This is a genomic window from Hymenobacter qilianensis (assembly GCF_014638675.1).
Taxonomy (GTDB): domain Bacteria; phylum Bacteroidota; class Bacteroidia; order Cytophagales; family Hymenobacteraceae; genus Hymenobacter; species Hymenobacter qilianensis.
Genome location: NZ_BMFN01000002.1, coordinates 671,851 through 686,800 on the forward strand (window position 1 = coordinate 671,851; position 14,950 = coordinate 686,800).

Consider the following 14,950-nt stretch of genomic DNA (forward strand, 5'->3'; position numbering starts at 1 on the left):
CACTGAGCTAATATCCTATTTCATTGCGTCTACATCCGGCTTCATCAGAATCTGATTCCGGGCCGGAAAGATGCTCGTGACCTTTGTACCACGCCAGCCATCAAGGCTGCTTAGCACAACCAGTCACGCACTTAGACCATGAAAAACGCTGTTAAATTTCTCCTGCTGGTGTTTGCCAGTCTTTCTTTCAAGAGCTTCGCACAGGATAGCACGTCGCTCTCCGGAACCGTACTCGACCAGGAGCACGCCGCAGTGCCTTTTGTGAATGTAACGCTCGTCAAAGCCGCCGACACCGCTCTTATAGTCGGCACGGTAACGGACGTTAACGGCGGCTTCAAACTAAATGCCCCCCAGCCAGGATTTTTCCGCCTGCAAGTGATGGGCCTCGGCTATATGCAATGGACATCAGCAGCGTTTGAGGTCAGCGCAGAAGCCGGCGGACGTGATTTCGGCGCTATCGTGCTGGCGCCCAGCACGCAGTTGCTCAAGGAAGTAAAAGTGCAAGCCATGAAGCCTACGGTGGTGCAGCTCGCAGACCGCACGGTGGTCAACGTGGAAGGCACGGCACTGGCGGCCGGCAACACTGCCTTCGACGTGCTAGCCCGAGCGCCCGGCGTATTTGTGGACCAGGACGGCAGCATTCAATTGAATGGCAAGGCCGGTGTGCAAATTATGCTGGATGGCAAGCGGGTGTACCTCACGGGCAAAGAATTACAGACCGTGCTGCAAAGCATGCCCGCAGAACAGGTTCGCACCTTGGAGCTCATTTCCAACCCCTCCGCCCGATTCGATGCCGAGGGCACGGCCGGTGTCATCAACCTGACGCTCAAGAAAAATCAGCAGGCAGGTCTCAACGGCAGCGTGTATGCTGGAGCTCAATACAATGGTCGGGCCGGCTACTCAGGCGGTGGCACACTGAATGTAAAACACGGCGCTTGGAACTCGTTTGGCAGCCTGGATATGGCCCAGCGTCCTAACCTGCACACTATTGCGGCAAATCGCACCTTCGATGCCTCAGGTCCCGGTGTTCAGTTTCGACAAGACAGTCGGCAGACCGGAACGCGCAAGACGCCTTCCTTGCGGGTAGGCACTGATTATGACTTCAACGCCAAGCACAATGTAGGAGTCACGGCTAACGTGGTGTTGGCTGATGAATCAAATGTGTTCAGAACCGAAACGCTACTCGGCGCTGACGCGGACACCAGCCGGCAGCAGGTGGAGGCGCGCAATACTCTTAACAACCGCCTGACTAGCGGCACTTTCAACCTGCACTACCTCGGCAAACTGGACACCCTAGGCACCACATTATCGGCCGATGCCGACTACGTAACCCTGACCGATGACACGCGCAGCACTTTCCTAAACCGGTATCTGCCCGTGAATGCGGTCGAGGAAGGAAGGACGCAAACGCTGGCCAGCGACAACCCCGTGAACTACGATATCTACGCGGCCAAAATGGACTACACTAAAGCGCTGGGGGGCAATTCTGAGCTTGAGTTGGGGGGCAAAATAAGCCAAGTTCGCTCCGACAATGAGCTGGCATTCTACACGAACTCCGCGAGTGAGCGTATCCTGGATATAACGCGCAGCAACCACTTCGTGTATCGGGAAAATATCGTGGCGGGCTACACCAACTTCAGCACCAGCCTGGGCGATAAGTGGAAGCTGCAAGCCGGCCTGAGGGCTGAGCAAACCCGCAGCAAAGGCAACTCCCGCACCCTGGGCACCACTACGGCCCGCCGCTACCTCGATCTGTTCCCGAGCATGTTTGTGCAGCAAAATGTGAGTAAGGAGTACCAGGTCAGCTACCAGTACAGCCGCCGCATCAGCCGGCCACGCTACGAAGACCTCAACCCTTTCGTGTTCTTCCTCGACCCGTACACCTTCGCCCAGGGCAACCCACAGTTGCGCCCACAATACACGAATTCCTGGCAGGTATCGCAGACGCTAAAGTCGACTTACAATCTCACGCTGGGCTTTGCCCGAACTGCCGATTACATCGCGGAAATCCCCACGCAGAATGCTCAGGATACCTTGACCCTAATGCAGCAGCGCAACGTGGACCGCTTCGACCAACTGAATGGAACCCTTTCGGTGCCTGTAAAGCTCGGCTCGAAGTGGCAAATGAACAACGTGCTTAGCGTGGCTTACCAACACTTTCAGACGGAGCTGCAAGGTCAGAAAGTAAATAACCGCCAGCTGCATTACTTCCTGCAATCCAGCCAGCAGGTACAGCTGCCCGGCCAGCTTAAGCTGGAAGTGAGCGGCATGTATCTGGGACCGCAGGCCTACGGGATTTACCAAGTGAAGCCTATCTGGTGGGTAGATGCTGGCCTGAAGCGCTCCTTCCTGGGCGACAAGCTGGACGTGAGCCTGAACGTGGTGGATATCTTCCGCTCGCGCCAGCTGCGGGGCTCTTTCCAGACGGCCAGCAACCGCACCGCCTTCGACGTATATCGTGGTACCCAAAGCGTGGGGCTGCAAGTGCGCTATTCGTTCAGCAAAGGCGCGGCGTTTAAAGCCAAAACCCGTACCACCAACCTGGATGAGCTGAATCGCGCCAAAGACTAGCCTTGCCCTAGCAGCTGTCCTTAGTACCTTCCTTGAAGACACCACGCATGCTCCGACGAATTATCACCGCTGCGCTTACGGCCATAGCTTGGTTTTACATCATCGTATTTATCAAGATGGGCACCGTGTGGTTTTTCAACCTACGGGGCATGATAGAGCTGCCGTTTATCTTTCTCTTTATGCTCAGCTCGTTTTGGGTGCATGAGAAAATAGCCTTGCTCTTCACCTCTGCCCGGCTCGATTGGCTACCTAACTGGGCTAAACGGCTGCTGGAAGGCGCGGCCGTATTTGCTACCGCCATGCTCCTGTGCTGCCTCTTTGTTTTCGTCCCTGCTTCCTTATTGATTCCAACTGCCAAATTTCCGGCTCAAGACCTGCGGCTTTGGTTGGTGTTTACGGCATTCCTGTTCCTGTTCTTTTACTATTTCGTGGAGCGGGAAAGGGTGCAGAAAAAGCTACAACTGGAGTTTCTGCGAGCGGAGCAACTGCAGAAAGAAAGCTTTCAGGCTCAATTGGAAGCCCTAAAAAACCAGGTAAACCCGCACTTCCTGTTTAATAGCCTGAACGTACTTGGGTCCTTGATTTACAAAGACCAGGACCAAGCCGTTACGTTTCTGCACCGACTCTCGGGTGTGTACCGCTCGGTGCTTACCCACAGCGACCGGCTTACAGTGCCGTTGCGGGCTGAGCTAGAGCTAGCCGACGCCTACATCTACTTAATGAAAACCCGCTTTGGCGATACCCTGGATTTTCAGATAGATGTACCCGCCGACAAGCAAGTTTGCGAGGTACCTCCCGCGGTGCTGCAACTGCTCATTGAGAATGCTATCAAGCACAACGGAGCCACGACCAACAAGCCTTTGCGCGTGCGGATTTGTGTTGATCAAGATCAGCTAGTAGTAGAAAACAACCGTCAGCCGCGCTTGGATGCAGCACCGTCAACGGGACTGGGCCTGCAAAATATTATCAACCGCTATGAGCACCTGACGCCGAAACCCGTGCAGATTGTCCCGACTGACGAGACCTTTACCGTGCGGCTTCCCTTGCTGTCTGCCTCCCCCACCGTATGAACGTACTCATTATTGAAGATGAGCAGCTGGCCGCCGAGGTGCTAGCGAGCATAATTACCCGCCTGCGCCCCCAAGCTACTATTATGGCTTCCCTCGGCTCGGTGGCAGAGGCAGTGGAATGGCTGACACTGCACCAAGCTCCCGACCTGATTTTCTGCGACATCCATCTTTCCGACGGCAATAGCTTCAGCATATTTCAGCAGGTGGATGTGCGGAGCCCGGTCATCTTCACCACTGCCTATAACGAGTATGCCATTGAAGCTTTTAAGGTAAATAGTATCGATTATCTGCTCAAACCTATTGAAGCCGGGGAGGTGGCTAAGGCCCTGAAAAAGTACGAGGAGTTGCAGCGTCACCATTTGCCTTATGGTTTGGAAAACCTGCAGCGCCTAGTGCATACGCCGGCGCCGGCTACTTTCCGCACTCGGTTTTTGGTAAAGCAAGGCCAGGGGTTGAAGTCGGTAGGGGCCGATGAGGTGGCGTATTTTTTCGCGGAAGAAGGCGTTGTGTTTTTGGTTACGAAGCAGGGGGCGCGGTTTATAATCAATCTCACGCTAGATCAGCTGGAAGAACAGCTGGACGGCAGCCAGTTTTTCCGGGCAAATCGGCAATTCATCGTGCACATTGGGGCCGTGCAGGAGGTCCGGCCTTACTTCAAGGGGCGCTTGTCGTTGGTTGTGAAGCCGCCAATAACCGAGGAGCAGGTAGTGACTAGCAGCCGGGCGGCCGCCTTCCGACAGTGGCTGGATATGTAGTGCGTGAGGAGGTCTGCGTGAGCCTTCACATTTGCTGCACTTGCTGCCAGATGTCTTCCTCCACTGGAATACCATGCTTCAGATTATCCTGGCGGGTAGCATACGACTGCTCGCCGGGGTAGTACACCTGCTCGCCGGTTTCCGACGGCGCGCCGCTTTTGGTGTAGCTAATAATTTCCTCAATCAGGCTCGCGTGCATGTTGGGCTGATGCAAGGCAATAAAGCACTGCGACACGCCCGCCTCAGTGCCCGACCGCGTGATGGCCGCCGTGGAACGGCCACCGCTGAGGGCGGTCAACAGCACGTCGAGTACCAACGACAGGCCCGACCCTTTCCAAAAGCCAATAGGCAGGGCCCGCTCTGAGGCCAGAATATCGGCGGCGTTGGTAGTGAGCTTACCGTCTTGGTCGTAGCCGCCGGGCACAGGTAGAGGTTCCTGCCGGGTGGCGTAGGTATTGAGCTTGCCATAAGAGAACTGCGAAATTGCCATATCCAGCACGATGGGGGGCTTTTCGGCGCGCGGCACGGCAATTACTAGTGGATTGTTGCCCAGCCGTGCGTCGGTGCCGCCCCAGGGCGTGACGTTGGCAATGGTATTGGTAAAGCAAATGCCGATACAGCCGGCTTCGGCGGCCTGCCAGCCGTAGGTGCCGCCGCGCATCCAGTGGTTGGTGTTGCGGAGCGCCACGCAGCCAATGCCATGCTCCTTGGCCAAAGCAATAGCCCGATCCATGCAGACGCTGGCGCTGTACATGCCGGGGGCTAAGTTGCCATCCCAGCGCTCCAGTGCGCCATTTTGCTCCATACATTCGGGCTCGGCGGCTGGATGAATCAAGCCTTGCTGCACGACCTGCACAAACGTGGGAAACCGGTTGAGGCCATGGGTATACACGCCGTCGCGGCTATTCTGGGCAAAAATGGTGGCACAGTGCTCGGCTCTTTCTTCCGAAAAGGAAAGCGACAATAGCACTCGCATTAACTCTTGCTGTAATTGTGGGTAAGGGATGCGAAGGCTCATGGGGGGCTTTTTTGTTGATGATTAGCAGCTACTTGTGGTTGTCCGCTAGAAAGCAGCTTACTCTTGTGCATTCGGGCCAGCATTACGCTGCCTGCTTCCGGTTTCATCTAGCATACTCAAGTTTGCAATACGCGATTTTTCAAATTTCTACCTGCTTTTTCGCCACTGTCATCTATTCGGGCAGCGCATCTACGGGTTGCCCAACGGCATTTTCAGATCTTAAGGAGAGAAATTAGCCCCCCACATGGTAGCAAGGCTCGTGAGCAAGCGGATGGGTTTTGGCTTGGGTCATAGCTCCTCCGTAGTAATACGGACAAAAAACGAAGCTGAAGTGTCGTAAAATCCGTAGTAGCTAACTGTCCCCGCTGTAGCGCCGACACGTTATACACAACAGATTTACGAGCAGGCACCATTGTCCCTGTGCGTCTGAGGCTTTATACATTTCGATTGATGGCCAGAACCATTATTGTTTCCAACCGCTTGCCGACCAAAGTGCAGCGCACCGCCGACGGGCTTACTTTTCAACCCAGCGAAGGCGGGCTGGCAACTGGCTTGGGCTCCATTTACAGGGCCGATGACAACATTTGGGTGGGCTGGCCGGGCTTATTCGTAGATAATCCCGCCGAACAACAGCACGTAGCCGACCAGCTCCGCAACGACAGCATGGCGCCCGTATTCCTGACCGAAACCGAAATCCGGGATTTTTACGAAGGCTTCAGCAACTCCACGCTCTGGCCTATTTTTCACTATTTCAACGAATACGCCAGCTTTGAAGAAGCTCATTGGGAAGCCTACGTAGCGGCCAATCAGAAATTCTGCGACGCCGTACTGGAGCTGGCCGGCCCCGACGATACCATCTGGGTGCACGACTACCAGCTGCTGCTCTTGCCCCAGATGCTGCGCCGCGCGCGACCCAATGCCACCATTGGCTTCTTCCTGCACATTCCGTTTCCTTCATATGAGCTGCTGCGGGTGCTGCCCTGGAGCAAGGAGCTGCTGGAAGGCATGCTGGGCGCCGATCTGATTGGCTTCCACACCTTCTACTACATGCGCCATTTCCTGAGCGCGGTGTCCAACCTGCTGGGTCTGCCCAATCAGAACGGCCAGATTGAAACGCCCAGCCGCATGGTGCTCGTCGATGCCTTCCCGATGGGCATCGACTATGAGCGCTACGCCTCGGCCGCCGCGTCTGAAGCTGCGCTGGCGCATATCGAAACCTTCCGCGAAGCCCTGCGCGGGGTGCGCATGATCCTGTCCATCGACCGCCTCGACTATACCAAGGGCATTGCCCAGCGTCTGCGGGCCTTTGAAGAACTGCTAAAGCGCTATCCCGAGTGGCGCGAGCAGGTGAGCCTGCTCATGCTGGTGGTGCCCTCCCGCGACCAGGTAACGCAGTATCAGGCCCTGAAAGTAGAGGTAGATGAGCTGGTAGGCCGCATCAACGCCCAGTACGGCACTATTGCCTGGACTCCCATTCTGTACTTCTACCGCTCGCTGCCCTTCGACCAGCTGGTGGCGCTCTACCGGCTAGCCGACGTGGCGCTGGTAACGCCTGTGCGCGATGGTATGAACCTGGTAGCCAAGGAATTCATTGCCTGCAAAGCCGACCAGCGCGGCGTGCTCATCCTCAGCGAACGGGCCGGCGCGGCCCAAGAGCTCTCCGATGCGCTGCTCATCAACCCCACCGCCACCGGCAAAGTGGCCGACGTACTGCACCAGGCCCTGACCATGCCGGAGGAAGAGCAAAAAAGCCGCATGAGCAGCTTGCAGGCTTTGGTGCGGCAATACGACGTGTTTGCCTGGACGGAGCTGTTCATGAATCGGTTGGCGTACAGCAAGATCAAGCAGCTGACGTTGGGCACCGATTTACTGGATGACGATGCCAGCGCCCAATTGCGGCGCGACTATCAAAAAGCCCCCCATCGCCTGTTATTGCTCGATTATGGCGGCACCTTGGTCGGTTTTCACAACAACCCCGAGCACGCGAAGCCCGACGAAGAGCTGCTCCATCTGCTGCGCGCCCTCACGGCCAACCCGCAGAACCGCGTCGTTATTATCAGCGGCCACGACCGCCCAACGCTGGAAAAATGGCTGGGCCACCTCCGCCTCGATTTTATTGCCGAGCATGGCGTTTGGCTGCGGCGGGCGGGCGAAGAATGGTACCTTTTTCGGCCAATGGAGTCGGTATGGAAGCAGGCATTCCGACCTTTGCTGGAGCAGTATGTCAGCCGCACCGCCGGCGCGTTCATTGAAGAGAAAGATTACTCCCTGGTGTGGCACTACCGCCGCGCCGACGCTGCCCTGGGCGAAGTACGCTCGCGCGAGTTGCTAAACCATCTCAATTTTATGACTTCCAACACCGATTTGCAGGTTCTGGAGGGCAATAAAGCGCTGGAAATAAAGACTATCGGTATTACGAAAGGCACCGCCGCCCAGCGCTGGCTCACGCCTGATTCTTCCGACTTTATCCTGGCCATCGGCGACGACCGCAGCGACGAAGACATCTTCCGGGCTTTGCCCGCCCACGCCTACAGCGTGAAGGTTGGCAGCGCCATCCACTCAGCGGCCCGCTACGCGGTGGGCGGCGTTTCGGACGTGCGCAAGCTGCTTACCGAGCTTACCGAGGTAGAAGCCAACCGCCCAGATGTACACATAGCGCAGTCCACTCCTACCTAGTGTCGCGCTGTTAGCCATTGAATGCAAAAAAGCCCCCCAGCGAAGTTCTGGGGGGCTTTTTTGCATTCAACTGTTTCCTAATGGCTGTTAATCTGCTCAAATCGAGCATCAAGCTCGGCGCGCGAGGCCTGTCGGATCTTCTCGGAGGTGCCATAGCCTATTTCCTGCTCCCCCGCTGCTAGTCGGGCCACGATACTGTCCGCAAACTCATCGACAGGTACGGCCCAGGTGTGCAAGCCGGGTCCGCCCAGGTCGGTATTGACGCCGGGCGGCACAATTTCCAGCACGCTCACCCCAACGGACACAAGCTGCTGCCGGAGCGAGAGTGTAAAGGAGTGCAGCGCCGCCTTAGTAGCGCTATAAATAGGCGCCGCCGCCATCGGCGCAAAAGCCAGCCCCGACGATACATTGATAACCACGGGATTAGGTTGCTGCCGCAGGTGGGGCAGCAGCAAAGCCGTCAGGTGAATGGGCGCTTCAAAGTTGATAGCAATTTCCTGGCGCTGCTCTTCCCAAGCCTCCAGGCTGGGGGGCAAATCGGCGAGCTGGAAACGGTTTTGGATGCCAGCGTTATTGATCAGCACATTCAGGGCTGGGAAGTCGGCTTGTACTTGGCGGGCCAGTTCAGCGCGGTCGGTGGCCTGCGCAAGGTCGCACTCGTAGATGTGCAAACCGGAAACTTTGTCTTGAGCTTCGCGCAGCTTATCGGCGCGGCGTCCGCAGATAATTACGTCGCTGCCCGCCTCACGCAGGCGCTGGGCCAGTGCGAACCCAATACCGGAAGCGCCACCCGTTATCAGAATCGTGTTGTTTTGAAGGTTCATAGAATAGCTGCGACTAATGGTTGAGGTAGAAATATCTTCTCCTAAACGCAGACGAAGCGTGTGAGAACGAAAACCATGAACCCTGACCCAACCTTTTTTGCCAGCGGCAATGCTAGCGGCTTACACAACCACAGAAACGGACAGGAAAAGGCATAAAAAAAGGCATCCCACCCGGAATGCCCTTTTCAAATCCCAAAGTTGAAGACAAAGTCCCACCCCTACTTCAACTTGGGTTAGCCTCCCAGAATCGGCGCCACAACTGACAGTATTGGCACCATTCCAGAGACTAAGACTGTTGGTGAAAGCCAGCTAAACAGCTTATCACGAATATCTTCATTAAGGTGTAAGCCTCAATTATGATGGCAATTTAGAAAAAAGTTGGTAATACCTAATGTATCTACCTTGAAAATTTATAGGGCGAATGTAAAAAACCTGTACTTTTATTAAAACAGCCCCATAGAATAGAGGCTATTATCATAACACCACACAATTAATAAGGAACTTTGCATTGTGTCGCCGCTCCACATCCTAGTTTCCTTTTTCTCCTTCTACAGAACCTAAAGCATGGCACCTACTCCGAAGCGTGTTTCCATAATCGACATAGCCAAGGCGCTAAACCTGTCGGTAGCGACGGTATCGAGGGCATTAGCCGATAAAAAAGATATTGGCGAGGCCACCAAAGCGCGCGTGCGCCAGTTGGCCCAAGAGCTAAACTATCGGCCCAACCAACTGGCCTCGGCGCTGCGCAAAGGCCGGAGCGGCACTTTGGGCGTGATTGTACCGCACATAAAAGGCTATTTCTTTCCGGCCGTAATGCACGGCATCGAAACCATAGCCAGCAAAGCAGGCTACAACGTGCTCCTATGCGAATCGAACGAAGACGTGCGGCGCGAGCGGCGCAACGTCGAAACGCTGCTGTCGGCGCAGGTGGAGGGCATTCTGATGTCGGTATCGGCCACTACCCTCGACCAAACGGACCACTTTGAGCAAGTGCGTAAGCAAGGCACGCCGCTGGTGTTTTTCGACCGCATGCCCGAGCTGGTTGGCAGCACCGGCGTCGTTCTCGACGACTTTTCGGGCGCCTACCAGGTGGTCACTCACCTGATTGAGCAGGGCTGCACCCGAATTGCGCACTTAGCTGGTCCTCAGCACCTAAACACCAGCCGCAACCGCTACCTGGGCTACGCGCAGGCCATGCGGGCCCACGGTCTGCCCCTCGACGATGAGAACCTGGTGTTTGCGTTGCCGGCGCTAAGCCAGGAGTCGGGCCGCATGGGCATGGAGCATCTGCTGGGGCTAACCCAGCCGCCTGATGCGGTGTTTGCTGCCTATGCCATCCCTACGGCCGGCGCTCTGGAAGTGCTGCATGAGCGCAAGGTTCGGGTGCCGCAGGATATTGCCTTAGCCTGCTTCAGCAACGAGCCCTTCACCACCATGACCACTCCCCGCCTGACCGCCGTAGATCAGCGGGCCGAGCAGATGGGCGAAACGGCGGTGCGCTTGTTCTTGCAGCTCTGCAAGCGCGGCCCCGAGTACGCACCCCCACCCATCGTACTCAAGCCAGAGCTTCGCCTCCGCGACTCTTCGCTGCATATGCAGCATTGGCAGCCCCAACTACAGGCTTCCTGATCGGGAAAACAAAGAGTAAAAAGCCCCCCAGCAGACAATTTAGATCTGCTGGGGGGCTTTTTACTGTTAGCGTCTGGCAGCATAGGCACCGCCCGCTAACACCGGAAGCACAACAGTAGAAAAACACGCCTCGAAGTGGCCTGGGGGCAAATTTGTCACTTAGCAGGCGCTGTAGTAAGTTAGATTGTTGCGGCCGCTACCGTAGGCCCGACCAACAGCAAACGCTCCCACGATTTCTGCCCCTATCGCATTAGAACATGGATTATCTACAGCTAATGCCCGCCGTCTGGCGCCTGCGATTTCCCAAAGACACCGAGATAGATTTCATTCAGCATTACGAAGAGACAAACATCAGAACCATCAAGATATCCCTGGCTTTTGGCTTCGTGCTTTACTCATCGTTTGGCATTCTGGATATCTTTTCGGCGCCCAATTCGACGGCTACAGCGTGGTTTTATCGCTTTGGCATTGGCAGCCCCACCCTGCTGCTCATTGTTATCATCACCCACATAAAAGCGCTACGCTCCTATCTACAGCAGATTATCAGCGGTGGGTGCATCGTGGCCGCCATCACCGTCAGTCTGATTATCAAGAAAACGGACCCGAGCGAATTGGCGCACACCCATTATTACGTGGGCCTGATCATCATCATGATGTTTACGGGGTCGTGGGCACGGCTGAAGTTCTGGTACGCTTTCGTTTCCAACACTCTGATAATCAGTATATATTTCGTAGTACTGGTAACCGACGGGCATTCAATTCACAACAGGCTGCTGATTATCAATAATGGAATGATGCTGCTTTCTGCGCATTTTGTTTCTGCCCTAACGTGCTACTTTTTTGAAGTGAACAGCCGGATTGATTTCCTCCAACGCCGAACTATCGAGGCGGAAAAGAACAAATCGAATGCCCAACGGGAAGAGCTGGAGTTGCAGGCTGAGCAGCTGGCCGATGCGCTTAACTCATTGGAAAACACCCAAGCGCAGCTGGTGCAGCGGGAGAAAATGGCGAGCCTTGGGGAGTTGACGGCTGGTATTGCCCACGAGATACAGAACCCGCTGAACTTCGTCAATAACTTCGCCGAGGTGAGCACTGAACTGGCCGCCGAGCTGCAAGCCGAAGCTGCCCAGCCCGAACCGGACCTGCTGACCCTGCGCGAGGCCGCCGAGGATTTGAGGCAAAACCAGGAGCGCATTCAGCAGCACGGGCGCCGAGCGGCCAATATTGTGCGCGATATGCTGGCCCATGCCCGCGCCAACAGCGGCGCGCGTGTTCCCACCGACCTGAATGCGCTGGCCGATGAGCACCTGCACCTGGCTTATCACAGCCTCCGGGCCAAAGATCCGCAGTTTAACGCCGCGCTTACCACGCACTTCGATCCGGCGTTGGGCCCTGTTGAGGCCATACCGGAAGCCTTGAGCCGGGTGATGGTGAATTTGTTCAATAATGCCTTCTACGCCTTGCAGCAGCGAAAAAAAACGGAGGTCAACGGCTACCGGCCGGAGGTGCAGGTATACACCCACCGCTCCAATGGGCGCGTAGAAGTGCGCGTGCGCGACAATGGCTTGGGCATTCCAGCCCCCATTCGCGACAAAATCTTTCAGCCCTTTTTCACCACCAAGCCCACGGGCGAAGGCACAGGTTTGGGCCTCTCGCTTAGCTACGACATCATCACCCAGGGCCACGGCGGCACGCTCACTGTTGATAGTCAGGAGGGCGAATTCACCGAGTTTACCATTGAGCTCCCCCAAAGCCCGGCACCGGAAAAAGCCCCCCAGACGCAGGCACAGCAGGGCCGACAGGACGCACCCGTGGAGCAAATCCAACTACCTGATTAGCACATGTAGCTGTGGATAAATACGTAGCACTTAATATAAATAATTAAGTATTTTTTAGTATATTAGTGGGCAACATATACCGATTTGTTCGGTAGCAGAAAATCAGGTGGTGGGGGCGCAAGCTGGGCCCCTGTGCGTTTTCGGTGCCGACGCTTGTGCGGCGTTTGGCTTACAAGATTAAGGTTCTTCTTTCGGTGGGATTTTAGCCCCTTCTGACGTTGGAAATCTGCTGTTCCCATCACCGGCCATTCACGACCACCCCCTCCCGTACGCACAGATTGAAATTGTCAGCAGCTGCGCTCTCCGGTAATTGTTTGCGCCGGAATTGACTACTGCGCTTGCTCCTTCAAAAGAGAGGATACTTTGGGGCTGCCGCAAGTACTGGCAGCAGCCCTAAAAAGCCCCCCAGGTTAAAGAATGGCATGGGGTTATTGGTCGCGTTCGGATGCTTTTTCGCTTAAGTGGTGCTTCGCTCCTTGCCATGAAAAGGTTTTATGTGCTGCTACTGTGGGGCTTAAGTTTGAGTGTCCCTGCCAGGGCCGTTCAGCTTGATGTCAGGCTCGACAGCTTGCACCGGCTATTGCTGGTAGCGCCCCCCGATACCGGGCGGGTGCTGCTGCTGACTCAGCTGGCCTACGAAAACACGCAAAGCAACCCGCTGGCTACTATCTTTTATGGCAAGCAAGCCCTACAGCTGGCCCAGAAGCTGAAATATCGACGGGGTGAGGCGTGGGCCTTGATTCGGTTGGGATCGGGTTTTCGGGAGTCGGGCAACTATCCGGCGGCGCTGCAGGTAGGAATACAGGGCCTGCGGCTGGCCGAAGAGCTGCGCGATCAGGAGCTGATTGGGCGGGCGCTGAATACGCTGGGCTATCTGTATTGGGAGCAAGGCTATAGCCGGCCGGCGCTGGCTTACTTTTTTAAGGCGAAGAGCGTAGCCGAAAAAAGCCGCAACATTAAGCTCCTGACCCGCATTATGGGCAACATCGGCAACGTGTATGCCCAGCTAAACCGCCTGGACTCGGCGCGCCACTACTCGCAGGTTGGCTACGCCATGGACTTAAGTGAGCACGACCTGATCAGTGAGGTAGGCGACGCGGCCATGCTTGGCAACATCTACGCGAAGCTGGGCAACCCGCAGCTGGCCCGCCATTACTACCGCCGCAGCATTCAGCGGGCGCTGAGCCAGCATGTTACGTTTGCCTTGTGCCGGGCGTATCTGGGGCAGGCCCAGCTATTCAGGGAAGAGCTGGGGCCGTGGGCCGATTCAGCCCTTTATTTCGGGCATAAAGCACTGATTGCCGCCCAGAAAGGCAACTACCCGAAAGGAGTGCTGGAAGCCAGCCGGTTTTTGTCGAGCACCTATGCCGCCCGCCGCAACAATGCCCGCGCATTCCATTACCTGACCCTAGCTAGCACTACCCGCGATAGCCTGTTTAGCCAAACCAAAATGGCGCAGGTGCAGGCCCTTGAAGTAAGCGAACAGCTCCGCCAGCAGGAACGCGCCATTCAGCAGGCCCAAAGCGATGAAGAACACCGCTCTCATTGGCTGATTGCTGCTTTGGCTAGCATCATTCCGGTGCTGCTGCTACTATGGCGCACGATTCGGCATAAGCAGCGGGCGAACCTCAAACTAAATGCTCAGAATGCGGAAATAGCTAACCAGCGCAACAAGCTAAGCGCTACCCTATCGCAGCTGAAAGCCACCCAGGCACAGCTGGTACAACGCGAGAAAATGGCCTCCTTGGGCGAGCTGACGGCCGGCATTGCCCACGAGATTCAGAACCCCTTGAACTTCGTCAATAACTTCGCTGAGGTGAGCACGGAGCTAGCCACCGAGCTTCAAGCCGAGGCCGACCAACCCCAGCCCGACCTGCTCACCCTGCGCAGCGCGGCAGCTGAGTTGAAGGAAAACCAGGAAAAAATATACCTGTACGGACGCCGGGCGGCCAATATTGTGCGCGATATGCTGGCCCACGCTCGCACCATTGGGGGCGAACGGGTACTGACCGATTTGAATGCCCTAGCTAATGAACATCTGCAGCTGGCTTACCACAGTTTCCGGGCGAAAGACCCACATTTTGTGGCTACCATTACCACCAAATTAGATCCAGCCTTGGGTCGTATTCGAGCTATTCCGCAAGCGCTCGGCCGGGTATTATTGAACCTGCTTAACAATGCTTTTTATGCTGTGCAGCAGCGACAAAAAGTTGAAGGCGGAAATTATTGCCCCGAGGTGCAGGTGCAAACGTACCGCCGCAACAAGCGAATAGAAGTGCGCGTGCGCGACAACGGCCTGGGCATCCCCGCTCAGATACGCGACAAAATCTTTCAGCCTTTTTTCACCACCAAACCTTCCGGTGAAGGCACGGGCCTGGGCCTTTCCCTGAGCTACGACATCATTACCCACGGCCACGGGGGCTCGCTCCGGGTAGATAGTCAGGAGGGCGAATTCACCGAATTTACCATTGAGCTCCCCCAGGTTCCGAACTACAAAAAAAGCCCCCCAGACGCGGAATTGGCCGAAGACGTAGCCATTATGAGCTAGCTCTTGCCTGATGTAGGTATT

Annotated in this window: 9 protein-coding genes; 7 read left to right on the top strand and 2 right to left on the bottom strand. The window is 56.0% G+C overall.

Annotation, left to right across the window (positions count from 1 at the left end):
* Nucleotides 1-138 precede the first annotated feature (138 nt).
* The 3 genes from IEW06_RS10570 to IEW06_RS10580 are packed head-to-tail and all read left to right on the top strand — an operon-like array spanning nt 139 to nt 4,396.
* Nucleotides 139-2,571 carry an outer membrane beta-barrel family protein gene (locus IEW06_RS10570; RefSeq protein WP_188548248.1) on the top strand — a complete coding sequence of 811 codons (2,433 nt, stop codon included), beginning with the start codon at nt 139-141 and terminating at the stop codon, nt 2,569-2,571.
* A gap of 47 nt (nt 2,572-2,618) precedes the next feature.
* Nucleotides 2,619-3,641 (top strand): sensor histidine kinase, encoded by a 1,023-nt coding sequence (locus IEW06_RS10575; protein ID WP_187732505.1) that lies wholly within the window; start codon nt 2,619-2,621, stop codon nt 3,639-3,641.
* A complete protein-coding gene (locus IEW06_RS10580) occupies nt 3,638-4,396 on the top strand; it encodes a LytR/AlgR family response regulator transcription factor (protein ID WP_188548249.1) in 759 nt (252 codons plus the stop codon). Before IEW06_RS10575 ends, IEW06_RS10580 begins: the two co-directional genes overlap by 4 nt.
* A 25-nt stretch (nt 4,397-4,421) precedes the next feature.
* Here IEW06_RS10580 and yiaK read toward each other — a convergent pair whose 3' ends face one another.
* Entirely contained in the window at nt 4,422-5,414 is a 993-nt protein-coding gene (yiaK, locus tag IEW06_RS10585) for a 3-dehydro-L-gulonate 2-dehydrogenase (RefSeq protein ID WP_188548250.1), read from the bottom strand.
* A 450-nt stretch (nt 5,415-5,864) separates the two neighbouring features.
* Here yiaK and IEW06_RS10590 point away from each other — a divergent pair, with 450 nt between their 5' ends.
* Entirely contained in the window at nt 5,865-8,090 is a 2,226-nt protein-coding gene (locus IEW06_RS10590) for a bifunctional alpha,alpha-trehalose-phosphate synthase (UDP-forming)/trehalose-phosphatase (RefSeq protein ID WP_187732507.1), read from the top strand.
* 77 nt (nt 8,091-8,167) lie between these two features.
* Here the strand turns inward: IEW06_RS10590 and IEW06_RS10595 are convergent, their stop codons facing one another.
* A complete protein-coding gene (locus IEW06_RS10595; RefSeq protein ID WP_188548251.1) occupies nt 8,168-8,914 on the bottom strand; it encodes an SDR family oxidoreductase in 747 nt (248 codons plus the stop codon).
* Between the two features lie 564 nt (nt 8,915-9,478).
* Between IEW06_RS10595 and IEW06_RS10600 the strand changes: the two genes are divergently transcribed.
* The 3 genes from IEW06_RS10600 to IEW06_RS10610 all read left to right on the top strand — a co-directional run bounded on the left by IEW06_RS10600 (nt 9,479) and on the right by IEW06_RS10610 (nt 14,929).
* Nucleotides 9,479-10,543, top strand: coding sequence for a LacI family DNA-binding transcriptional regulator (locus tag IEW06_RS10600; RefSeq protein WP_187732508.1), 1,065 nt, complete (start codon nt 9,479-9,481; stop codon nt 10,541-10,543).
* 275 nt (nt 10,544-10,818) lie between these two features.
* Nucleotides 10,819-12,381: a sensor histidine kinase gene (locus IEW06_RS10605; RefSeq protein ID WP_229743100.1), complete on the top strand. Its 1,563-nt coding sequence runs from the start codon at nt 10,819-10,821 to the stop codon at nt 12,379-12,381.
* A 481-nt stretch (nt 12,382-12,862) separates the two neighbouring features.
* Complete coding sequence (locus IEW06_RS10610; protein ID WP_188548253.1) at nt 12,863-14,929, top strand: ATP-binding protein; 2,067 nt, start codon at nt 12,863-12,865, stop codon at nt 14,927-14,929.
* Nucleotides 14,930-14,950 lie beyond the last annotated feature (21 nt).